This is a genomic window from Kitasatospora sp. NPDC004272 (genome assembly GCF_053603035.1).
Genome location: NZ_JBSGET010000021.1, coordinates 1 through 22147 on the forward strand (window position 1 = coordinate 1; position 22147 = coordinate 22147).

Sequence of the window (22147 nt, forward strand, 5' to 3'; positions counted from 1 at the left end):
CGCCCGGGGAGGGAAACCCCCTCCCCGGGCGGACCTTTCGGCCAGCGGCTAGCGCTTAGGCGTCGCCGCCCGCGGCACCGGGGTCGGCCGCCGCCACGTCGAGCAGCTGGTAGCGGTCGATCGCGTCCTTCAGCGCCGAGCGGTCGATCTTGCCCTGCTTGGCCAGCTCGGTGAGCGTGCCCAGGACGATCGACTGCGCGTCGATGTGGAAGAAGCGACGGGCCGCGCCGCGGGTGTCGGCGAAGCCGAAGCCGTCGGCGCCCAGGGACTGGTACTGGCCGGGGACCCAGCGGGAGATCTGGTCCGGGACGGCGCGCATCCAGTCGGAGACGGCCACGAACGGACCCTCGGCCCCGGAGAGCTTGGTGGTCACGTACGGGACGCGCTGCGGCTCCTCGGGGTGCAGCAGGTTGAACTCCTCCGCCTCGACGGCGTCGCGGCGCAGCTCGTTCCAGGAGGTCGCCGACCAGACGTCCGCCTTGACGTTCCACTCCTCGGCGAGGATGCGCTGGGCCTCCAGGGCCCACGGCACGGCCACGCCGGAGGCGAGGATCTGCGCCGGGACCTGGCCGGCCTCGGCGCCCTTGAGCCGGTAGAGGCCCTTGAGGATGCCCTCGACGTCGACGCCCTCCGGCTCGGCCGGCATCTTGATCGGCTCGTTGTAGACCGTCATGTAGTAGAAGACGTCCTCGCCGTGCGGGTGCTCGGCGGAGGAGCCGTACATGCGGCGCAGGCCGTCCTGGACGATGTGCGCGATCTCGTACCCGTAGGCCGGGTCGTAGGCGACCACGCCGGGGTTGGTGGAGGCCAGCAGGTGCGAGTGGCCGTCGGCGTGCTGCAGGCCCTCACCGGTCAGGGTGGTGCGGCCGGCGGTGGCGCCGATGACGAAGCCGCGGGCCAGCTGGTCGGCCATCTGCCAGAACTGGTCGCCGGTGCGCTGGAACCCGAACATCGAGTAGAAGACGTACACCGGGATCAGCGGCTCGCCGTGCGTCGCGTACGAGGAGCCGGCGGCGATCAGCGAGGCGGTGCAGCCGGCCTCGGAGATGCCGTCGTGCAGCATCTGGCCGGACGGGGACTCCTTGTACGCCAGCAGCAGCTCGCGGTCGACCGACTCGTAGGTCTGGCCGAGCGGGTTGTAGATCTTGGCGGACGGGAAGAGCGAGTCCATGCCGAAGGTGCGGTACTCGTCGGGCGCGATCGGCACGAAGCGGTTGCCGATGCCCTTGTCGCGCATCAGGTCCTTGAGCACCCGGACGAACGCCATGGTGGTGGCGATGGTCTGGTTGCCGGAGCCCTTCTTGACCGCCTTGTACGCGTCGTCGCCCGGCAGTTCGAGCTTGCGCGGGCGCACCTTGCGGGTGGGCACGTAGCCGCCGAGCTCCTGCCGGCGGTCGTGCATGTACTGGATCTCCTCCGAGTTGCGACCCGGGTGGTAGTAGGGCGGGTAGCCCTCGTCCAGCTGCTTGTCGGTGATCGGCAGGTGCAGCCGGTCGCGGAAGCGCTTCAGGTCCTCGACCGTCAGCTTCTTCATCTGGTGGGTGGCGTTGCGGCCCTCGAAGTTGGGGCCCAGCGTCCAGCCCTTGACGGTCTGCGCCAGGATGACGGTCGGCTGGCCCTTGTGCTCGCGGGCGGCCTTGAACGCGGCGTAGACCTTGCGGTGGTCGTGGCCGCCGCGGCCCAGGTGCTGGATCTGGTGGTCGCTCATGTTCTCGACCATCGCGCGCAGGCGCAGGTCGCCGCCGAAGAAGTGCTCGCGGATGTACGAGCCGGTCTCGGTGGCGTAGGTCTGGAACTGGCCGTCCGGGGTGGTGTTCAGCTTGTTGACCAGGACGCCGTCGCGGTCCTGCGCCAGCAGCGGGTCCCAGCTGCGGTCCCAGACCAGCTTGATGACGTTCCAGCCGGCGCCGCGGAACTGCGACTCCAGCTCCTGGATGATCTTGCCGTTGCCGCGGACCGGGCCGTCGAGGCGCTGCAGGTTGCAGTTCACCACGAAGGTCAGGTTGTCCAGGCCCTCGCGGGCCGCCAGCGAGAGCTGGCCGAGCGACTCGGGCTCGTCCATCTCGCCGTCGCCGAGGAAGGCGTACACCTGCGAGTCGGAGGTGTCCTTGATGCCGCGGTGCTCCAGGTAGCGGTTCATCCGGGCCTGGTAGATCGCGCCGAGCGGGCCGAGGCCCATCGAGACGGTCGGGAACTCCCAGAAGTCCGGCATCAACCGCGGGTGCGGGTAGCTGGAGAGGCCGTACGGCGCCTTGGACTTCTCCTGGCGGAACGCGTCGAGCTGCTGCTCGGTCAGTCGGTCCAGCAGGAAGGCGCGGGCGTAGATGCCCGGCGAGGCGTGGCCCTGGAAGAAGACCTGGTCGCCGGACTCGCCATCGGCGTCCTTGCCGCGGAAGAAGTAGTTGAAGCCCACGTCGTACAGGGACGCGGAGGAGGCGAAGGTGGCGATGTGGCCGCCGACGCCGATGCCGGGCCGCTGGGCGCGGGAGACCATGACGGCCGCGTTCCAGCGCGTCGCGTTGAGGATCTTGCGCTCGATCTCCTCGTTGCCGGGGAAGAACGGCTCGTCCTTGGTGGCGATGGTGTTGACGTAGTCCGTGCTGCGCATCTCGGGCACGGCTACGCGCTTCTCGCGGGCGCGCTCGATCAGCCGCAGCATCAGGTAGCGGGCGCGCTCGCGCCCCCGCTCGTCGATGGCAGCGTCAAGCGACTCCAGCCACTCCGCGGTCTCCTCGGGATCGAAGTCCGGGACCTGGCTCGGGAGGCCGCCAATGATGATCGGGTTGCGATCGGATCCGGAAGCCACGCTGTTCCTTCACTGTCGGTCGAAACTGAGTTGTCGCGCCGCCTCCATCGTGCTACCGCGTTCGGAGATCCGTCATCTCTACCGATCGGTAACCGTTCCGCCTGGTGGACGGTACGGTTCAGGAGGTGGTCCGACCTGGGACCCCGGCCGGACGATGGCGGCCGGTCGGGATGAGGGCCAACAGGAGACTTTACGCCCGCACCCTGCCCGGACCCGAATGCCGTTCGTATCTCGGGCAGGCGTGCGGGGGGTGAACCGGTCGGAAGCGGGTACGAGACGAAGCATCCTTGTCGGTACGGACACGGACATATGGGTGTGTTCACCACCACAGTGGGCGGCGTGTCGCCCGGCGACACGTCAACCTTTGGGTGGGATCGGGGGTCGGGTACTTGCGCGAACCGCCGCTCCCGTGTGGACTACGGCCACAGCCCCGGCATGGATGCCGGGCCGAATACTGGAGGTTATTCCCGTGAGCGCGACCGCGGACCCCGCGGACAAGTCCAACCCGGCTCTCCGCCTCGGCTTCGAACAGGGCCAGATCATCCAGGAGCTCGGGTACGACGAAGACAGTGACCAGGACCTCCGCGAGGGGATCGAGGAGATCACTGGCACCGAACTCGTCGACGAGGACTACGACGACGTCGCCGACGGCGTCCTGCTGTGGCACCGCGACGAGGACGGGGATCTCACCGACGCCCTGGTCGACGCCCTGGAGTACCTGGCGGAGGGCGGCCTGATCTGGCTGCTCACCCCGAAGACCGGCCGTGACGGGCACGTCGAGGCGCACGAGATCGCCGACGCGGCCAAGACCGCCGGCCTCTCGCAGACCAGCTCGGTGGCGATCGCCAAGGACTGGGCGGGCACCCGCCTGGCCACCCCGAAGGCGTCGAAGGCCGGCAAGCGCTGACCTTCGGAGCGGCCCCCGCGGCGGGCCCCGCCGGCGAGCACCCGGGATCCGGGACGCGCCGGCGGGGCCCGTCGGCGTTCCGGCGTGTTCACCCAGGGCGAACGGGGGGCCCGGACGGCCGGTCCGGCTCACCCGAACGGTCGAACGGGGGCGGACGAGTGGGAGGATCTTCCCGACCGCACCATCGCATCGGCAGGAAGGTCCCCCCATGACCGTCGAGATCGGCACCCAGGCCCCGGACTTCGAGCTGAAGAACCAGCACGGCGAGTCGGTGAAGCTGTCCGACTTCCGCGGCGAGAAGAACGTCGTCCTGGTCTTCTACCCGTTCGCCTTCACCGGCGTCTGCACCGGCGAGGTCTGCGAGATCCAGAAGGAGCTGCCGCGCCTGCAGAACGACGAGGTGCAGGTGCTCGCGGTCTCCAACGACTCGCCGTTCTCGCTGCGGGTGTTCGGCGACCAGCAGGGCCTGGAGTACCCGCTGCTGTCGGACTTCTGGCCGCACGGCGAGGTCTCCCGCGCCTACGGCGTCTTCAACGAGGAGAAGGGCTGCGCGGTGCGCGGCACCTTCGTCATCGACAAGGAGGGCACCGTCCGCTGGAGCATCGTCAACGGCCTCCCGGACGCCCGCGACACCCAGGAGTACCTGGCCGCCCTCGGCGCGCTCTGACCCTCCCGCCGGCGGCCCTCCCGGCCCGGTGCGGCGGAACTTTCCGCCGGGCGCCGGGCCGAGTCGCGGGGGCGGCCCGGGAACCCCGCACTACGATCGGGCCGTTGACGGAACGGGAACCCGACTTCTTGGAGGACCACGTGGGTGTCAGCCTCAGCAAGGGCGGCAACGTCTCGCTCACCAAGGAGGCGCCCGGCCTGACCGCCGTGGTCGTCGGCCTCGGGTGGGACGTGCGCAGCACCACCGGCACGGACTTCGACCTGGACGCCAGCGCGCTGCTCTGCACCGAGCAGGGCCGGGTCCGCTCCGACGCCGACTTCATCTTCTTCAACAACCTGAAGAGCGCCGACGGCTCGGTCGAGCACACCGGCGACAACCTCACCGGCGAGGGCGAGGGCGACGACGAGCAGATCAAGGTGAACCTGGCCGGCGTCCCGGCCGACGTCGCCAAGATCGCCTTTCCGGTGTCGATCTACGACGCGGAGAACCGGCAGCAGAGCTTCGGCCAGGTCCGCAACGCGTTCATCCGGGTGGTCAACCAGGCCGGCGGCGCCGAGATCGCCCGGTACGACCTCTCCGAGGACGCCTCGACCGAGACCGCGATGGTCTTCGGCGAGCTGTACCGCAACGGCGACGAGTGGAAGTTCCGCGCGATCGGCCAGGGCTACGCCTCCGGCCTGCGCGGCATCGCCCAGGACTTCGGCGTGAACGTCTGACCGGAGACCGACCGCGCTGCGGGCCGGGGCCGTCCACGGCCCCGGCCCGGCGCGTTCCTAGACGGTCGGCAGCGCCATCACCTGGTTGCCCTGGACGGCGATCAGCAGGTCCTCGCCGCCGGCCAGGTGCCAGGGCAGCTCGGCCCCGGCGTTGGTCTGGAACACCCAGCGGATCTTGTGGTTCACCACGTCGACGGCGTAGATCCCGTGCTCGGGGCTGGGCACGAACAGGGTCTCCTTGACCAGCACCGGGCTGGCGTCCATCGACACCTCCACCGGCAGCTCCAGGTGCCACAGCTCGGTGCCGTCGGCGGCGTTGAAGGCCACCACCCGGGTCGCCGCGGCCGGGGTGTAGGTGGTGCCCTGGTAGGTCAGCGTCATGCCGCCGAGCACCGAGTACACGACGTGGTCGCCCGCCGCGGGCGGCGAGTACCACATGTGGGTCGCGCGGTCCGAGGTCTTCGTCCAGACCTGCTTGCCGTCGGAGACCCGCACGCCCTGGATGCCGTTCGGGTCGACCGAGCAGAACACCAGGCCGTCCTGGAGCACCGGCTGGTACTCCGAGCGGGAGTTGGTGGCGGCGAACCAGGTCTGGGTGCCGTCGGCCAGCGACCGGGCGACCAGGTTCTCCTTGCTGTCGGTGTAGAGCAGGGCGTCCGCGGTCAGGTCGGAGCTGACCGTGTAGTCGGCGGTCTGCTGGCGGTGCTGGTTCCACAGCATCGAGCCGTCCTTGCGGGACAGCGCCATGATGCCCTTGCCGGTCTTGGCGCCCAGGTCGGGCATGCCCTTGTCGTCCATCTGCAGGTACGAGCACATCGCGTACACGGCGCGGTCGTCGGCGTTCAGCACCATGTCCGAGGCGATCTGGGTGCCGTTCGGCTTCCCGCGCTCGGCCTGGTACTTCCACAGCACGGTGCCGGTGGCGGCGTCCACCGTGATCAGGTCGGAGACGGTGCCGTAGCTGATCGTGCCGCCCGCGCAGGCCATGTTGTAGGCCATCGCGTCCTTGGTGATCCACTTCTCCTTGCCGTCGGCCAGGCTCACCGCGACCAGGTCGGCGCTGCCCAGGTGCAGCAGCCCGGGGGAGAAGGCCATGCCGAGGCTGCCGGCGTTGTTCCCCGCGGTCCGGTACGTCCACAGCGGGGCCGGGGGCATGCCGGGGGCGCGGCTGGGCGCGGCGCTCGACGCGGCGGCGGTCGGGCTGCCGGTGGGGCCGCCGGTCGACGGGGCCGGCGGCGGGGCCGGGTCCTTCTTCGTGCCGCCGCCCAGCGCCCAGGCGGTCAGCCCGCCCGCGCCGGCCAGCACCACCGCGCCGCCGCCGAACAGCAGCGCCCGGCGGGACGGCCGGGGGCCCGCGGCGGCCGGGGCGGCGCCGATCGGCGCGGTGGGGTGCCCGGCCAGCGCCACGGCCTCGGTCGCCGGGTGGGCGGGCGCCGGGGCGGCGCCGTCGGCGCGCAGCCGGACGGTGCCGGGGTCGACGGCGGACACCTCGGTGGGCGTCGGGGCGGCCGGGGCGGCGGCCAGCCGCGGGTCGGCGGGGCGGACCGGGGCCTCCAGGTCCATCACCTCGGCGGCGTGGGTGGCGATGTCCGAGGCCAGCGAGACCGGCAGCCAGCCGGAGCGGGCCGGGGCGACCGCCTCGCCCAGCAGCGCGCCGAGCTCGGCGGGCGCCGGGCGGGCGGCCGGGTCCTTGGCCAGGCAGGCGGTGACCGCGGGCCGCAGCTGCTCGGGCAGCCCGGAGAGGTCGGGCTCGTCGTGCACCACCCGGTACAGCAGCGAGGCCGCGGACGGGGCGCCGCCGTCCTCGACGTGGTCGAACGGGCCGTGGCCGGTGGCGGCGAAGACCAGCACCGAGCCGAGCGAGAACACGTCGCCGGCCGGGCCGAGGCGGCGCCCGGCGGCCTGCTCGGGGCTCATGAAGCCGGGCGAACCGACCACCACGCCGGTGGAGGTCATCTTGTCGCCGTCCAGCGCCCGGGCGATGCCGAAGTCGATCACCCGCGGCCCGTCGGCGGCCAGCAGCACGTTGGACGGCTTGAGGTCGCGGTGCACCAGGCCCGCGGCGTGGATCGCCGCCAGGGCCTGGGCCAGGCCGGTGCCGAGGGTGCGCACCGTCTCCACCGGCAGCGGCCCGTGGCCGCGCACCGCGTCGTCCAGCGCCGGGCCCAGCACGTACGCGGTGGCCAGCCAGGGCGACTCGCCGTCCCGGTCGGCGTCCACCACCGGTGCGGTGAAGGTGCCGCCGACGGACTGCGCGGCGGACACCTCGCGGCGGAACCGTTCGCGGAAGTCGGCGTCCCCGGCCAGGTCGGCGCGGACCACCTTGACCGCGACCGTGCGGCCGCCGGCGGACCGGGCCAGGTACACCCGGCCCATGCCGCCGACGCCGAGTCTGGCCAGCAGGTGGTAGGGGCCGACCGCTTCGGGGTCGGTCCGGTCGAGCGGTTCGAACGGCATCGCTACCGTGCTCCCTCTGTTCGTCCGTGTACGTGGTGCCGTGCGATGGTTCGTCCGGCGGTCCCGGCAGCGTACCGGCCGGGTTCCGGCCACCCCCCGGCCGGTCCGCGCCGGGCCGGCCGGGGGCTGCTGCTTGATAGATTCGGCCACGATCCGCACCCCGGCCGGGGTGCGCGCGGGGCGGTCCGAGGCCGCCGGGCGGGGGCACCGGCCGGATCCGGAGGCGGAGTTCAGGAAGTTCAGTCGGGTGTGCAGCACTGCACGGCCGCTCGGGGGCGTAGATCTCTTGGGGTGCGTCCGCCGGGCGCGTCCCGCCGGCCCTCCCGGGCGGCCGGCGGCAGTCCACCGAAGCACACCCCGGGAGCCCCGGAGACGGGAGCTGGGAGGAAGTCGATGTCCGTCACCCTCGCCAAGGGCGGGAACGTCTCGCTGACCAAGGCCGCGCCGAACCTGACGCAGGTCCAGATCGGCCTGGGCTGGGACGCCCGATCGACCACCGGCGCGCCCTTCGACCTGGACGCCAGCGCACTGCTGTGCACCGGCGGCCGGGTCACCGGCGACGAGTACTTCGTGTTCTACAACAACCTGCGCAGCCCCGAGGGTTCGGTCGAGCACCAGGGCGACAACCTCACCGGTGACGGCGACGGCGACGACGAGGTGGTGCAGGTGCACCTCGACCTGGTGCCGGTGCAGATCGACAAGGTCGTCTTCGCCGTCTCCATCTACGACGCCGACGCCCGCCTGCAGAGCTTCGGCCAGGTCTCCAACGCCTACATCCGGGTGGTCAACCTCGCCGACGGCAGCGAGATCGCCCGGTACGACCTCTCCGAGGACGCGTCCAGCGAGACCGCCATGATCTTCGGCGAGCTGTACCGCTACCAGGGCGAGTGGAAGTTCCGGGCCGTCGGCCAGGGCTACGCCTCCGGCCTGCGCGGCATCGCGCTCGACTTCGGCGTCAACGTCCAGTAACCGCACCACACCCAAGTCCGGAACGGGTCGATTCCGGCAGCCAGAAAGGTAGCTGACCCCGTGTTCCTCCGTACGTTCGGATGGTCCTTCGCCATCACGATCGCCGGCCTGATCGCCGCCGGCCTGATCTGGGGGGCCGAAGGATTCGGCGTCGTCCTGATCCTCTCGATCCTTGAGATCTCCCTGTCCTTCGACAACGCCGTCGTCAACGCCACCGTCCTCAAGCGGATGAACGCCTTCTGGCAGAAGCTGTTCCTGACGGTCGGTGTGCTGATCGCGGTCTTCGGCATGCGGCTGGTCTTCCCGCTGCTGGTCGTCGGCCTCACCGCGCACCTCAACCCGGGCACCGTCATCGAGCTGGCGCTCGACTCCGGCAAGACGCACGACGGCCACACCTACGCCGAGTACCTGGAGCTGGCCAACCCGGCCATCGCGGCCTTCGGCGGCGTCTTCCTGCTGATGATCTTCCTCGACTTCATCTTCGAGGAGAAGGACTTCAACTGGCTGCGCTGGCTGGAGAAGCCGCTGGAGAAGATCGGCAAGCTGGACGCGCTCTCCTCGGTCGTCGCCCTGGTGGTGCTCGCCCTGTCCTCCCGCTTCTTCGCCGGTGACCGCGCCGAGACGGTGCTGCTGGCCGGCGTCTGCGGCCTCGCCACCTACCTCGCGGTCAACGGCCTGTCCGCGGTCTTCGAGTCCGGACTGGAGGCCCAGGAGGAGGCCGAGGAGGAGGCCGAGCGCACCGGCAAGTCGATCGTCCAGGTCGGCGGCAAGGCCGCGTTCTTCCTCTTCATCTACCTGGAGGTCCTCGACGCGTCGTTCTCCTTCGACGGCGTGGTCGGCGCCTTCGCCATCTCCCAGGACATCTTCCAGATCACCCTGGGCCTCGGCATCGGCGCCATGTACATCCGGTCGCTGACCGTCTTCCTGGTCCGCAAGGGCACCCTGGACGACTACGTGTACCTGGAGCACGGCGCGCACTACGCGATCGGCGCGCTGGCGCTGATCCTGCTCGCCTCGATCAAGTACCACATCCCGGAGATCGTCACCGGCCTGATCGGCGTCGCCTTCATCGGCGCCGCCCTGGCCTCCTCGATGGTCCGCAACAAGCGCCAGCAGGCGCTGGAGGGCGCGGGCGCGGAGGGCTAGCGCAGCGCCCGCGACACGCCGAGAGCCGCGTCCGACGAGGGAAGTTCCTCGCCGGACGCGGCTCTCGGCGTACGGGGGGTGCCGCGGGTGCTACGGGTGCTGCGGGTCAGCCGAGCTGCTGCTCGATCGCCCGGAGCTTGCGCTCCAGCGAGTCCAGCTTCGGCATCGACAGGGTGTCCTCGTCCATCGTCAGGTCGACGCTGGAGGAGTACGGGGAGCTGTACGAGGAGGAGCTGCTCGACGAGTAGCTGCTGCCGGTGCTGCTGCTGGTGGACTCGACGGCGGCGCGGGGGCGGCGACCGGCGTTCAGGGCGGCGGGCTCCAGGGCGGAGGCGCTCACCCGGTCGAGGGTGGTTTCCTCGGGGGCTAGGGCAGGCTCCGCTGCGGACGGGCCGTCGCTGCCGGCCGCGGCCAGCGCGGGCACCTCGCGGGCGTGCCGGGCCCGGCCCAGCACGCCGCCCTGGCGGGCGATCGCCTTCAGCTCGGCCCGCTCGCGGCGGTCGGCGCTGCGGGCGCGCAGCTTCGCGTCCATCTTCGCCTGCCGCTCCTCGCGGACCTCCTCGACGGCCTCGTCCAGGCTGCGCACGTTCTCCAGCAGCATCAGCGACCAGGCCGCGTAGGTCTCGCGCGGGGCGCGCAGCCAGCGGACCACCCGGATCTGCGGCAGCGGGCGGGGCACCAGGCCCTGCTCGCGCAGCGCCGCCCGGCGGGTCTGCTTGAGCGCCCGGTCGAACAGCACGGCCGCCGAGATCGACATGCCGGCGAAGAACTGCGGGGCGCCGTCGTGCGCGCCGCCGCGCGGCGCGTGCACCCAGTTGAACCAGGCCGAGGCGACCGCGAACAGCCACACCAGCATGCGGGAGCCGAGCGCGGCGTCACCGTGGCTGGCCTCGCGGACGGCGAGCACCGAGCAGAACATGGCCGCGCCGTCCAGGCCGAACGGGACCAGGTACTCCCAGCCGCCGGACAGGTTCAGGTTCTGCTGGCCGAAACCGACCAGGCCGTGGAACGACAGCGCGGCGGCCACACCGGCGCAGCAGAACAGCAGCACGTACGAGGCGCCGCCGTAGATGGCCTCCTTGCGACGGCGGCGCTCCTCGCTGCGCTCCCACGAGTCGCCGGACGCCGAGTCCGTCGGCTTGTTGTTCTTGAAGCGCAGGAAGGCCACCAGGATGGCGGTGAACAGCAGGGCTGCACCGCCTACCACGGCCCAGACCAGCTGTATGGAGGAGAGGTTCATCGCGGGGAGGGCCTCGGCTTTCCGCAGGGCAGGGGGAAGAGAGGTGACGCACGGTACACCTGTGCGGAGAGACGATATCGCGTCCGGGGAGCGGGCATCGTACGGGAGTGACGAACCCTCTGCCAGCGCAGCGCGCGGGAGGGTTGACGTTGACTCAGGGCCCTCCGGGTGGGTATTGGAGAGGCGAGGACGTTAGCCGGTGCTGGGGGAGGACACGATGGTCTCGGTGTGGGAGTTCCTGAAGGGGGACCGCGGCGACAGCTTCGACACCGGAGGGCAGTTCAAGGTCACACTGACCAAGTCCCAGCCGCAGCACGCCATCACCGGCTCCGCGGCCACCACCGGCTACCTGTACATCAACCTGCACTGGTCGACCCTCACCGTCGACCGCCCCAGCGTGGGCGGCGCGCTGCGCCGCTTCTTCGACCCGCGGATCCTGCGCCCGCTGGCCACGGCCGACACCGGGTCCGCGCCGGTCGGCGTCGACCTCGACCTGGCCTGCATGTACGAACTCGCCGACGGCACCCGGGGCGTGGTGCAGCCGCTCGGCCGGCTCTTCGGCGACCTCAACAAGCCGCCGTACATCAAGCTCTCCGGCGACGACGTGTCCGGCGCGCCCTCCGGCGAGACCATGCACATCAACCTGGAGAAGAAGGACCAGTTCAAGCGGCTGCTGATCTTCGTCTACATCTACGACGACACCCCCGCCTTCGACCGCACCCACGCGGTGCTCACCATCGTCCCGCAGAGCGGCCCGCGGATCGAGATCAAGCTCGACGAGCGCGCCCCGGCGGCCCGTTCGTGCGCGGTGGTGCTGATCGAGAACGACGGCGAGGGCAAGCTGACGATCCGCCGCGAGGTGCGGTACGTGCACGGGTTCCAGTCCGACCTGGACCGGCTGTACGGCTTCGGCATGCAGTGGGAGCGCGGCTACAAGACCCCCTCCGGGTCCGGCAACTGACGTCCGGGGGAGGGGGCTCGCGGGGGCGGGGGCGGGGGTCCGCGGTCCGCTAGCGGGGCTGGAACTGCGGGCCCTGCGGCGGCAGCGCGAACGGCGGGCCGGACTGCTGCTGCGGCGGCTGTTGCGGCTGCGGGTAGCCGTACCCCTGGGGCTGGGGCTGGGGCTGGACCGGAGGCTGCTGCGGGTAGCCGTACCCCTGGGCGGCGGCGGGCTGCGGGTAGCCGTAGCCGCCGGGCTGGGGCTGCGGCTGGGCCGGGGGCTGCTGGGGGTAGCCGTAGCCCGGCTGCGGTTGCGGCTGGGGGTAGCCGTAGCCGCCCTGGTGCACGGTCGGCGGCAGCGCGGGCGGGGGCGGCGGGGCGGTGACCGGCGCGGCCGACGGCTGGGCGGGCTGGGCCGGGTGGGCGGGCCGGGGTTCGGGGGCGGGCTGCTCGGCGGCCGGGGCGGACGACAGCGGCGCGGCCGGGGCGATCGTCCAGTCGTCCTCGTCGACCGGGGACGGCGCGGGCGGCGACTGCTGCGGCTCGGGCCGCGGTTGCGGCTGCGGGGCCTGGGCGGGGACGCGCGGGTCCCCGCTGTGGTCGGTCAGGTCGACCGCGGAACCGTCCGCGTCTCCGTCGTCCTCGACCGCGATGCCGAAGTCGGTGGCCAGCGCGACCAGCCCGTCCAGGTAGCCCTGGCCGACCGCGCGGAACTTCCAGCCGCCGGACCGGCGGTAGAGCTCGGCGGCGACCAGCGCGGTCACCTGCTCGCCCTCGTCGACCGCGAACTCGGCCAGCGCGGGCGTCCCGGCGGGCGCGGTCGCGTCGAACAGCAGCACCCGCAGGTCGGGCACCGCGGGGAAGGCGCCGCCCTCGGCGGAACCGGCCAGCACCACCCGGTCCACCTCGGACGGCAGTTGCTCCAGGTCGATCTCCAGCCCGTCCAGCACCGTCCCGTCCGCGACCTGCTTGGGCAGGTGGCGGACCAGGCCGGACGGGTGCCGGGGCTGGTTGTAGAACACGAAGTCCGAGTCGTCGCGGACCTTGCCCCCGGCGGTCAGCAGCAGGGCCGAGGCGTCCACGTCCGGGATGCCCGGGGTGTCCGTCCACCGCAGGACGGCACGGACGGCGGCGGCCGTCAGCGGGATGTTGGCGCCCTTCGCCATCACGTGCGTCATGGCGCACCATCCTGCCGCCTGCCGGGGGCCCGGGACAACGCGGGGCGCGGCATCGGCGCGCCCCGTCGGCGGATCGCCGCGCGGGCGTTCGCGGCGCGGTCGGTGACGGGGCTGACAATCTTGCGAGAATTCGATGTTTCGAACTCTTTCGCCGAGGTCATACGGCCGTACGATAAGCGGCCAACGGCCCCGGTGCTCCCACCCGCGACGGCGTCGGTGCTCCCCGCGAACTTTCCGGCCGCGCCGTCCGTCCCAAGGAGGGAGACGTCAGCCGTTCCCGCCGACGGCGGGCCCACCAGACCACAGCGGGAGAGCACCTTGCGCCACTTCGGGCATCTCGCGGACGACGTCCGCAGCCGGCTCTTTCACGAGCAGCCCGCCCCCTTCGACCGCGACAGCGAGGCGTCCGTCCTCGCCACCGCGCTCGGCGCCACGCTCTACAGCCCCGCCACCCGGCCCGCCCTGGCCTGCGATGTCCGCAAGCAGGCCGCCCGCGGCGTGGTCTCCATGGTGCTCTGCCTGGAGGACGCGATCGCCGACCACGAGGTGGACGACGCCGAGCACAACCTCGTCGAGCAGCTCACCGCGCTCGCCGCGGAGGGCGCCGACGCCGAACTGCCCCTGCTGTTCGTCCGGGTCCGGGCCGCCGAGCAGATCACCGACCTGACCGAGCGCCTCGGCCCCGCGCTGCGCCTGCTCAGCGGCTTCGTGGTGCCCAAGTTCACCGAGGACAGCGGCCTGCCCTACCTGGAGGCGCTGACCGGCGCCGAGGAGCGCAGCGGGCAGCGGCTGTTCGTCATGCCGGTGCTCGAATCGCCCGAACTCGCCCACCTGGAGAGCCGCCGCGAGCAGCTGCACGGCATCGCCCGGCTGCTCGACAAGCACCGCGAACGCGTCCTCGCCGTCCGGCTCGGCGTCACCGACCTGTGCTCCGCGTACGGGCTGCGCCGCTCGCCCGACCTGACCGCCTACGACGTCGCCCTGGTGGCCGGCGTGATCGGCGACGTGGTCAACGTGCTCGGCCGGGCCGACGGCACCGGGCACACCGTCACCGGGCCGGTCTGGGAGTACTTCCCGCTCCAGGAACGGATGTTCAAGCCCCAGCTGCGCCGCACCCCGTTCGCCGAGGTCATCCCGCCCGCCGACCGGGTCCGCCAGCGGCTGATCGAGCACGACCTGGACGGGCTGATCCGGGAGATCGAACTCGACCGGGCCAACGGGCTGCTCGGCAAGACCTGCATCCACCCCAGCCACGTCGCCGCCGTGCACGCGCTGTCCGTGGTCACCCACGAGGAACTCTGCGACGCGCAGGACATCCTGCAGCAGCACCGCGGCGGCGGCGGGGTCAGCCGCTCCGCGTACACCAACAAGATGAACGAGGCCAAGCCGCACCGGGCCTGGGCCGAGCGGGTGCTGCTGCGCGCCGAGGTGTTCGGCGTCGCCCGGCCCGAGGTCACCTTCGCGGAGCTGCTGTCGGCCTGCATCGGCTGAACGGCCGCTGCAGGCCGGGCCGCTGACGGAGGGTCAACCGATCGGCTGACGGGAGGGTCGGCCGGTCGGCGTCGATCCCCTGGCCGGTCGGCGCCCACGTCCTGGCCGGTCGGCCGATCCACGCTCCCCGGCGGGACCCGTAGGCTCGATGACGAACCGCGAACCGTGCGGGCGTGCGTCCGCGTCCGTCCCACTGGCACCACCCGTCCTTCCCGTCACCGTCCGTACCGCCCCGTCCTGCCCTGCCCCGTCCCGCCCTGCACCGCACCGTCCCGCACTGCCTCGCTCGTCGAGAGGAGCCCCCGATGACCGCCGACACCACCGCCCCCGGGCCCGTCGGGGCCGACCCCTGGACCGGCCAGTGGGTCACCGACCGGCTCGGCCTGCGCCTCACCGGCGGGCCCGAGCTGACCGGACTGATCGGCCTCGCCCTGCGGGTCAACCCGAAACGCGCCCACCTGCTGGTCTCCCGGGTGCTGGGCAAGCACGTCCCGCAGCGGCCCGCGACGGTGCACGGCGCCGGGCTCGACCTCGGCCGCCGGGTCGCCGAACTGCTCGGTCCCGAGGACGCCGCCCGCGCCGTCGTGCTCGGCTACGCCGAGACCGCCACCGCCCTCGGCCACAGCGTCGCCGACGGGCTCGACGCCCCCTACCTGCACTCCACCCGGCGGCCCGTCCCCGGCGTCGCTCCGCTCGGCGGCTTCGAGGAGGAGCACTCGCACGCCACCAGCCACCTGCTGCTCCCCGAGGACCCGCTGCTGCTGGCCGGGGACGGCCCGCTGGTGCTGGTCGACGACGAGTTCTCCACCGGCACCACCGTCATCAACACCATCCGCGCCCTGCACGCCGCCCACCCCCGCGAGCGCTACGTCGCCGTCGCCCTGGTCGACCTGCGCACCCCGGCCGACCGCGAGCGCCTGCGCGCCGCCGCCGCCGGACTCGGCGCCCGCCTCGACCTGGTCGCCACCGCCGCCGGCGGCGTCGAGCTCCCCGACGGCGTCCTGGACCGGGCCCGCGAGCTGATCGCGGCCGCCCCCGCCCCGCCACCCCCCAGCGGCCCGCCCGGCGAACTCACCCGGCTCGACCTGCCCTGGCCCGCCGACCTGCCCGACGGCGGCCGGCACGGCTTCACCCCCGCTCACCGCCGCCGCCTCGACGCGGCCCTGCCCGCCCTCGGCGCCCACCTCGCCGCCGCCGTCGGCCCCCGCCCCGGCCGGGTCCTGGTGCTCGGCTGCGAGGAGCTGATGTACGCCCCGCTGCGGCTCGCCGAAGCCCTCCAGCACGCCCTCCCCGACGCCGAGGTGCGCTTCTCCACCACCACCCGCTCCCCGGTCTTCGCCCTCGACGACCCCGGCTACGCCATCCGCACCCGGCTCGCCTTCACCGCCCACGACGACCCCGCCGACCGCTCCACCGAGCGCTACGCCTACAACGTCGCCCCCGGCACCGACCCGGCCCGCCGCTTCGACACCGTCGTCCTGGTCGTCGACGACCCCGCCGACACCCCCGCCCTGCACCACGGCCCCGACGCCCTGCTGCCCGCCCTGCGCACCGCCACCGACCGGGTGGTGCTCGCCGTTCTCCCGTCGTACCGCCCCGCGCCACCCGCCGGACGCCCCGCTGCCCGAGCATGACCCCGTACCCGTCGGAGGCACCCAGCATGACCGCCCGCACCGCCCCGCCCGCCGCCCGCCCGCTGCACGGCCCGGCCTTCTCCAGCTACCCGGCCGCCGACGTCACCTGGCTGCTCAAGGACCTCTCCGACGTCCACCTCGAAGCGCCCACCGAGGAGCGCGAGGAGGCCGTGCAGTCCGGCGGCGCCCACTACGCCGAGTCGCTACCCGTCGAGTACCAGCCCAGCGCCGCCTACCAGCAGCTCTTCCACACCGCCCTGGACGCCTCCGCGACCCGGCTGGCCACCGCCGTCGGCACCGTCGCCGAGACGCTGCTGCGCGAACGCGGCCCGCACCTGGTGCTCGCCTCGCTGGCCCGGGCCGGCACCCCCGTCGGCGTCCTGATCCGCCGCTGGCTCGCCCACGCCCACGGCCTCGACGTGCCGCACTACACCGTCTCCATCGTCCGCGGCCGCGGCATCGACCAGGTCGCCCTGCGCCACCTCGCCGCCCACCACCGCGCCGCCGACGTGGTCTTCGTCGACGGCTGGACGGGCAAGGGCGCCATCACCCGCGAACTCGAACAGGCCCTGGCCGGCACCGGCTTCGACCCCGAGCTCGCCGTCCTCGCCGACCCCGGCGGCTGCGTGCGCACCTACGGCACCCGGGACGACTTCCTGATCCCCTCCGCCTGCCTCAACTCCACCGTCTCCGGCCTGGTCTCCCGCACCGTGCTGCGCGCCGACCTGACCGGGCCGGACGAGTTCCACGGCGCCAAGTTCTACCGCGAACTCGCCGGGGCCGACGTCTCCCGCCACTTCGTCGACACCGTCGCCGCCGCCTTCCCGGCCGTCGCCGACGCCGTCGCCGCCGAGACCGCCCGGCTCGCCGCCGTCGACCGCACCCCCACCTGGGAGGGTTGGGCCGCCGTCGAGCGGATCAGCGCCGAGTACGGCATCGACAGCGTCAACCTGGTCAAGCCCGGCGTCGGCGAGACCACCCGCGTCCTGCTGCGCCGCGTCCCCTGGCGGATCCTGGCCCGCCGCGGCGCCGGGGCCGACCTCGACCACGTCCGGCTGCTGGCCGAGCAGCGCGGCGTCCCGGTCGAGGAGACCGACGACCTGCCGTACACCTGCGTCGGCCTGATCCACCCGCGCTACACCCGCGGCGCCACCGGCGCGGACGGCACCGCCGTCCACACCTGACCCCCGCCCCCGAACGAAGGAGACCCCGCCCGTGCCGCAGTTCCTGGTCGCCAGCGACCTCGACCGCACCCTCGTCTACTCCAACCGCGCCCTCGGCCTGGACGTGCCCGACCGGCTCGCCCCGCGGCTGCTCGCGGTGGAGGTGCACGACGGCAAGGCGCTCTCCTTCATGACCGAGCAGGCGGCCGCCCTGCTCGCCGAGATCGCGGCCCTCGCCCCGGTCGTCCCCGTCACCACCCGCACCCGCGCCCAGTACGAGCGGATCCACCTCCCCGGCCCCACCGCGGACTGGATCCCCCCGTACGCGGTCTGCGCCAACGGCGGCCACCTGCTGGTCGACGGCCTCCCCGACCGGGACTGGCAGCACGAGGTCCGCACCCGCCTCGACGAGGGCAGCGCCCCGCTCGCCCAGGTCGTCGAGCACCTCGCGCTGACCGCCGACCCGGAGTGGACCCACAAGCGGCGCGTCGCCGACGAGCTCTTCGCCTACCTGGTCGTCGAGCGCGCCGAACTCCCGCCCGGCTGGATCGACGACCTCACCGCCTGGTGCGCCGAGCGCGGCTGGACGGTCTCCCTCCAGGGCCGCAAGGTCTACGCCGTCCCCGCCCCGCTCTCCAAGGGCGCCGCGCTGGACGAGGTGCGGCGGCGCACCGGCGCCACGACCGTCCTGGCGGCCGGCGACTCCCTGCTCGACGCCGAACTCCTGCTCGCCGCGGACCTGGGCTGGCGCCCGGGCCACGGCGAACTCGCCGAGACCGGCTGGACGGCGCCGGGCGTCACCGCGCTCACCGAGACCGGTGTCGGCGCGGGGGAGGAGATCCTCCGGCAGGTGCTCAAGCACGTCGGCTAGCGCCGGGCCCGCAAGGGCGCGCGCGCATGCGGGGTCCGGGGAACGGCGGGTCCGCGCTGCCGGCGGTGCACTGCCGCCCGGTGCGTCTGCTTCCGGTTCTGTTCACGGCACGCAGCAGCACGGACCTTCGATGGGCTCCGGCCGCCGGCAGCATCGACCCGCCGTTCCCCGGGCCCCTGACGGGGCCGATGCGTTCCCCGGAGCCGGTTCTCTCCGCTCGTCAGCCGCAGCAGCCGCCGCCGCAGCAGCCGCCTCCGCCCCCGCCGGCGGGGGCCGACGCGGCGGCGCCCACGCCGGTGACGGCGACGGTGGACAGCAGCTTGACGGTGTCCGGGTGGCCCTCGGGGCAGGTGGCCGGGTCGTTGGCCCGGGCCATCGGGCGGTTGAGTTCGAAGGTGGCTCCGCAGGAGCGGCAGCGGAAGTCGTAGCGAGGCATACCGAGCAGGGTACCGACGGCCGGTTCAGTGGCCGCGGATCAGCGAGACCACTTCGGCCGCGGTCTCCCGGACGGCGGCCAGCTCGGTCAGGAAGTGCCAGTAGTCGGGGTGCCGGCCGGACTCCTCCAGCGCGGCCACCGCCCGGTCCAGCCGCCCCACCGCGGCGTCCAGCGGCCCGGCGTGGCGGGGGTCGGGGGCCTGCCGGCCGGCCATCGCGAGGCGCTGGGCGTCGCGCAGCGCGAACCGGGCCCGCTCGATCTCCCGGTTCGGGTCGTGCTGCACCTCGTTGAGCTGCTGGAGCCGGTCGTTGACCGCGGTGACCGCGCCCCCGGCGGTGTCGAGCAGGGCGCGCACGGTGCCGATCGCCGCCGTCGCGTCCGCCCAGCGCTGCTCGTCGCGGGCCCGACCGGCCTCGGTCAGCTTGCCGCGGGCGGTGCGCACGGCGTCCGCGGTCTGCGCGGGCACCCGCTGGAGGTCCTGCCAGCAGGCCGTGGAGAACCGGCGGCGCAGTTCGCTGAGCGCCGGGTCCACGGTGTGGGCCCGGTTCTCCAGGGCGTCGATGCGGGTGCGCAGCGAGGCCACCCGGCGGTCGATCTCGGCGGCCCGCTCCGGGAGCTGGGCGGCCTCGGCGCGGACCGCCTCGGCCCGCCGGGCGACGTCCTCGGCGCGCTGCAGGGTGGCGGGCACGCCGTGCTGGGAGACGCCCTGGTTCAGCCTGGTCAGTTCGGGCGCGAGCTCGGCCAGCCGGGTCGCCAGGTCGTCCGCGCGCAGGCCCGCGCCGCGGACCTGCTCCAGGGCGGTGGTCGCCGCGAGCAGCGCCTGCCGGGCCCGTTCGACGGCGGGGGTGACCCGGATCAGCTGGGCCTCGGCGTGGTCCACGATCGGCTGCAGGCGGCTGACGAAGGAGCCCAACTCGGCGCGCTTGGCGTCGAGTTCGCGCTTGGCCTGGTCGAGCTGCTGCCGGGCCCGGGCGACGGCCCCCGGGTCGGCCTCGGCGGACTCCAGGTCGACGGAGTCCAGCGCGCCCAGGTAGGCGACGGTGACCTGGTCGATCCGGGCGGTCAACTCGGCGAATTCCTGCTCCACCCGGCGGGCGGTGGCGGGCTCGCCCGCGGACTTCACGGTCTCCACCGCGAGCAGCGCGTCCCGCTGGGCCGAGTCCAGCTCGTAGAACGACTCCTGGGCGGCCTCCCGGGCCGCCCTGGCGTCGGCGCGGGCGCCGTCCCGACGGCCGCCGCCCCACCAGCCGCCCCGACCACCGCCACTGCTCACCGCGCGCTCCCTGCTCCGTGTCCGTCCTGCCGCTTCCTTCCTGCCATTCTTGCCGATCACCCGCCCCGCCCGGCACCCCCCGTCCCGTCCGCCCTCCGGAAGGGGGCGGCGAAGCACTCCGCGGACCAGGTAGTCTGTCCACTCGTCGTGTGACCGGCCGCGCCGGCCCACTTCGGCGGGGGCGCATAGCTCAGCGGTAGAGCGCCGCCCTTACAAGGCGGATGTCGGCGGTTCGAAACCGTCTGCGCCCACAGCGAAGAAGCAGCTCGGAGGCCGCCCCACTGTTCCGTGGGGCGGCCTCCGGGCTTGCGGCGCGCGGGTGGGAGCCGTTGTTCCCGGCGGGGGCCGGGGTCAGGGGGCGGCGGGTGCCCCGGCGGAGAAGAGGTCCTGGTAGCGGCCGGTGAGCAGGTCGCCGCCCTTGTACCGGGCGGTGGCCGCCGCGTCCAGCACCACCGGGCCGTCCGGTCCCGGGACCTGGGAGGCGCCGCCCGCCGAGCCCAGCGGGACGATGATCGCCGCGGGGCCGGGGCGGTGGGCGGTGTCCGCGGGCCGGCCCGCGGACAGGGCCCGGATGTTGGCGGCGGCCACCACCGCGTGGTCCGTGGCCGCCTTGGAGCGCTTGGGCTCGGGCAGCGCCGTGATGTCGCCGATCGCGAACACCCGTGCGGAGCCCCGGAGTCGGAGCCGGTCGTCCACCTCGACGAAGCCGTCGGGGCGGGCCGCTCCGGCCAGTGCGCCCAGCAGGGCGACGCTGTTGGGGCGGACCCCGTGGCACCGGAACCAGATGTCGGCGGCGATCTGCTCGCCCGACTCGGTGGACACGGTGAACGGGGCGTCCAGGCCCGGTTCGGTCGGCGGCGGACCGGTCAGCGGGCTGCCGAGCACCAGTCGCACCCCCAGGACGTCCAACTGCTCGCGCAGGGCGGCGCGCAGCCCGGGCAGGAACTGCCCGCCGAGGATGTCCCCGGCGCTGTCGAGCACGGTCACCCGCTTGTCCGGCCACTGCTCGACGATCTCCCCGGCGAACTCCAGGCCCACCGGGCCGCCGCCGATCAGCAGCACCCGCTGCGCCCGGGCGAGCCGGGCCCTGGTGTCGGCCTGCCGCAGCAGTGCCTCGGCGGTGTCGTCGACCCCGGACTTGGCGGGGAAGGGGTAGCTGGAGCCGCTCGCCAGGACGGTGAAGTCGGCGTCGATCCTGCTGCCGTCGGCGAGCGTCACGCCGTCCTCGTCCACCGAGGCGGCGCGCCCCCGGACGAAGCGGCCGCGGGTGAGCAGCCGGTCGAACCCGTAGTACATCCGCTCCGCCCAGGGGGCGCTGACCAGGCCGCGGAGCGCGGCGACGGCGTGCTCGAAGGAGTCCTTGGGGTCGATGAGCACCACCTCGAAGTCCGGGTCCAGGGCCTTGGCCAGGGCCGCTCCGCCGTAGCCGCCGCCGATGACCGCGACTGTCCTTCCCATGCGCGTCCTCCCGCTCTCGTCTCGTGCTCGTGGTCGCACCCTCACCGCGAAGTAAAGTACAACGTGCATGGTAAATTGAGCAACGGAACGCAGCGAGCACTGGAGGACCCCCTGAGCGCCACGGACGTCACCGGCAACCGGAAACCCGCGCGGACCGGCGGGCGGGCGGGCAAGCGCCTGGCCATCGTCGAGGGCGCCCGGGCCGTGTTCGGGCGCGAGGGGTACTCGCGCACCAGCATCGAGGCGATCGCCGCCGAGGCGTGCGTCTCCACCCGCACCATCTACAACCACTTCGAGAGCAAGGAGCACCTGTTCTCCGAGGTGGTCCGGATCTCGGCCGGCCAGGTCGCCGAAGCCTTCGTGGAGACGGCCGAGCGGCAGGTCGGGGGCGTGGACCCGAGGGCCGACCTGATCGCCCTGGGCGAGGCGTTCGTGTCCCACCGGACCAGGTTCCCCGAGCACTTCGCGATGATCAGGCAGATCAAGGCCGAAGCCCAGCACTTCCCCGCGGCCGTCATCGACGCCTGGCAGCAGGCCGGCCCCTCCCGGGTCCAGCGGGAGCTGGCGCGCCGGTTGCAGGCGCTGGCCGAAGCCGGACCGCTGCGGCTGGACGACCCGGCCCGCGCCGCCCGCCACTTCATCGCCCTGGTCAGCGCGGAGATCACCATCCGTCCCTACAACGCCCCCGCGCCGAGCGCCGCCGAGGTGCTGGAGTCGGTCACCTCCGGGGTGGACGCCTTCCTCCACGGCTACGCACGGCGGGCGGACGGCTGACGCGGCGTGCGCGGAGCCGGGC

Annotated in this window: 16 protein-coding genes, 1 tRNA gene and 1 pseudogene; 11 read left to right on the forward strand and 7 right to left on the reverse strand. The window is 73.3% G+C overall.

What is annotated here, in order from left to right; all coding sequences use genetic code 11:
- Positions 1-55: 55 nt before the first annotated feature.
- Positions 56-2806, reverse strand: coding sequence for a pyruvate dehydrogenase (acetyl-transferring), homodimeric type (gene aceE / locus ACWEO5_RS09440; RefSeq protein ID WP_452161692.1), 2751 nt, complete (start codon positions 2804-2806; stop codon positions 56-58).
- Positions 2807-3275: 469 nt separating this feature from the next.
- Here aceE and ACWEO5_RS09445 point away from each other — a divergent pair, with 469 nt between their 5' ends.
- The 3 genes from ACWEO5_RS09445 (at position 3276) to ACWEO5_RS09455 (ending at position 5096) form a co-directional block, all read left to right on the forward strand.
- Positions 3276-3713: a DUF3052 domain-containing protein gene (locus tag ACWEO5_RS09445; RefSeq protein ID WP_452161694.1), complete on the forward strand. Its 438-nt coding sequence runs from the start codon at positions 3276-3278 to the stop codon at positions 3711-3713.
- A 208-nt stretch (positions 3714-3921) separates the two neighbouring features.
- The gene (locus tag ACWEO5_RS09450) at positions 3922-4380 is read left to right on the forward strand and encodes a peroxiredoxin (protein WP_344556961.1); all 459 of its coding nucleotides are present in this window, start codon (positions 3922-3924) and stop codon (positions 4378-4380) included.
- Between the two features lie 140 nt (positions 4381-4520).
- Positions 4521-5096, forward strand: a complete 576-nt coding sequence (locus ACWEO5_RS09455; protein WP_344557046.1) for a TerD family protein — start codon at positions 4521-4523, stop codon at positions 5094-5096.
- A 57-nt stretch (positions 5097-5153) separates the two neighbouring features.
- Here the strand turns inward: ACWEO5_RS09455 and ACWEO5_RS09460 are convergent, their stop codons facing one another.
- Positions 5154-7553: a protein kinase domain-containing protein gene (locus tag ACWEO5_RS09460; protein ID WP_452161696.1), complete on the reverse strand. Its 2400-nt coding sequence runs from the start codon at positions 7551-7553 to the stop codon at positions 5154-5156.
- Positions 7554-7946: 393 nt separating this feature from the next.
- Here ACWEO5_RS09460 and ACWEO5_RS09465 point away from each other — a divergent pair, with 393 nt between their 5' ends.
- Both ACWEO5_RS09465 and ACWEO5_RS09470 read left to right on the forward strand, forming a co-directional pair.
- Positions 7947-8522, forward strand: coding sequence for a TerD family protein (locus ACWEO5_RS09465; RefSeq protein ID WP_344555639.1), 576 nt, complete (start codon positions 7947-7949; stop codon positions 8520-8522).
- A gap of 60 nt (positions 8523-8582) precedes the next feature.
- Positions 8583-9668: a DUF475 domain-containing protein gene (locus ACWEO5_RS09470; protein ID WP_344555641.1), complete on the forward strand. Its 1086-nt coding sequence runs from the start codon at positions 8583-8585 to the stop codon at positions 9666-9668.
- A gap of 106 nt (positions 9669-9774) precedes the next feature.
- Here ACWEO5_RS09470 and ACWEO5_RS09475 read toward each other — a convergent pair whose 3' ends face one another.
- Positions 9775-10908 (reverse strand): DUF2637 domain-containing protein, encoded by a 1134-nt coding sequence (locus ACWEO5_RS09475; RefSeq protein ID WP_452161699.1) that lies wholly within the window; start codon positions 10906-10908, stop codon positions 9775-9777.
- 217 nt (positions 10909-11125) lie between these two features.
- Here ACWEO5_RS09475 and ACWEO5_RS09480 point away from each other — a divergent pair, with 217 nt between their 5' ends.
- Positions 11126-11869 (forward strand): TerD family protein, encoded by a 744-nt coding sequence (locus tag ACWEO5_RS09480; RefSeq protein ID WP_344555833.1) that lies wholly within the window; start codon positions 11126-11128, stop codon positions 11867-11869.
- A 49-nt stretch (positions 11870-11918) separates the two neighbouring features.
- Here ACWEO5_RS09480 and ACWEO5_RS09485 read toward each other — a convergent pair whose 3' ends face one another.
- Entirely contained in the window at positions 11919-13025 is a 1107-nt protein-coding gene (locus ACWEO5_RS09485; RefSeq protein WP_452161701.1) for a TerD family protein, read from the reverse strand.
- 318 nt (positions 13026-13343) lie between these two features.
- Between ACWEO5_RS09485 and ACWEO5_RS09490 the strand changes: the two genes are divergently transcribed.
- The 3 genes and pseudogenes from ACWEO5_RS09490 (at position 13344) to ACWEO5_RS09500 (ending at position 18184) form a co-directional block, all read left to right on the forward strand.
- The gene (locus ACWEO5_RS09490; protein ID WP_452161703.1) at positions 13344-14516 is read left to right on the forward strand and encodes an HpcH/HpaI aldolase/citrate lyase family protein; all 1173 of its coding nucleotides are present in this window, start codon (positions 13344-13346) and stop codon (positions 14514-14516) included.
- 305 nt (positions 14517-14821) lie between these two features.
- Positions 14822-17334 (forward strand): annotated as a pseudogene (locus tag ACWEO5_RS09495) (phosphoribosyltransferase).
- A 31-nt stretch (positions 17335-17365) separates the two neighbouring features.
- Entirely contained in the window at positions 17366-18184 is an 819-nt protein-coding gene (locus ACWEO5_RS09500) for an HAD family hydrolase (protein WP_452161705.1), read from the forward strand.
- A 220-nt stretch (positions 18185-18404) separates the two neighbouring features.
- Here the strand turns inward: ACWEO5_RS09500 and ACWEO5_RS09505 are convergent, their stop codons facing one another.
- Positions 18405-18620, reverse strand: a complete 216-nt coding sequence (locus ACWEO5_RS09505) for an FmdB family zinc ribbon protein (protein ID WP_452161707.1) — start codon at positions 18618-18620, stop codon at positions 18405-18407.
- A 25-nt stretch (positions 18621-18645) separates the two neighbouring features.
- Positions 18646-19953 (reverse strand): hypothetical protein, encoded by a 1308-nt coding sequence (locus tag ACWEO5_RS09510; RefSeq protein WP_452161709.1) that lies wholly within the window; start codon positions 19951-19953, stop codon positions 18646-18648.
- Positions 19954-20072: 119 nt separating this feature from the next.
- Between ACWEO5_RS09510 and ACWEO5_RS09515 the strand changes: the two genes are divergently transcribed.
- Positions 20073-20144, forward strand: a tRNA-Val gene (locus ACWEO5_RS09515).
- Positions 20145-20244: 100 nt separating this feature from the next.
- Here ACWEO5_RS09515 and ACWEO5_RS09520 read toward each other — a convergent pair.
- Positions 20245-21351, reverse strand: coding sequence for an NAD(P)/FAD-dependent oxidoreductase (locus ACWEO5_RS09520; protein WP_452161711.1), 1107 nt, complete (start codon positions 21349-21351; stop codon positions 20245-20247).
- A 75-nt stretch (positions 21352-21426) separates the two neighbouring features.
- Between ACWEO5_RS09520 and ACWEO5_RS09525 the strand changes: the two genes are divergently transcribed.
- Positions 21427-22125, forward strand: coding sequence for a TetR/AcrR family transcriptional regulator (locus tag ACWEO5_RS09525; protein ID WP_452161713.1), 699 nt, complete (start codon positions 21427-21429; stop codon positions 22123-22125).
- The last annotated feature ends 22 nt before the right edge of the window (positions 22126-22147 follow it).

Coding starts and splice junctions, on each gene's coding strand:
- ACWEO5_RS09475 (WP_452161699.1), bottom strand. CDS start 10,908: ATGAACCTCTCCTCCATACAGCTGGTCTGGGCCGTGGTAGGCGGTGCA.
- ACWEO5_RS09520 (WP_452161711.1), bottom strand. CDS start 21,351: ATGGGAAGGACAGTCGCGGTCATCGGCGGCGGCTACGGCGGAGCGGCC.
- ACWEO5_RS09480 (WP_344555833.1), top strand. CDS start 11,126: ATGGTCTCGGTGTGGGAGTTCCTGAAGGGGGACCGCGGCGACAGCTTC.
- ACWEO5_RS09465 (WP_344555639.1), top strand. CDS start 7,947: ATGTCCGTCACCCTCGCCAAGGGCGGGAACGTCTCGCTGACCAAGGCC.
- ACWEO5_RS09485 (WP_452161701.1), bottom strand. CDS start 13,025: ATGACGCACGTGATGGCGAAGGGCGCCAACATCCCGCTGACGGCCGCC.
- ACWEO5_RS09450 (WP_344556961.1), top strand. CDS start 3,922: ATGACCGTCGAGATCGGCACCCAGGCCCCGGACTTCGAGCTGAAGAAC.
- ACWEO5_RS09505 (WP_452161707.1), bottom strand. CDS start 18,620: ATGCCTCGCTACGACTTCCGCTGCCGCTCCTGCGGAGCCACCTTCGAA.
- ACWEO5_RS09460 (WP_452161696.1), bottom strand. CDS start 7,553: ATGCCGTTCGAACCGCTCGACCGGACCGACCCCGAAGCGGTCGGCCCC.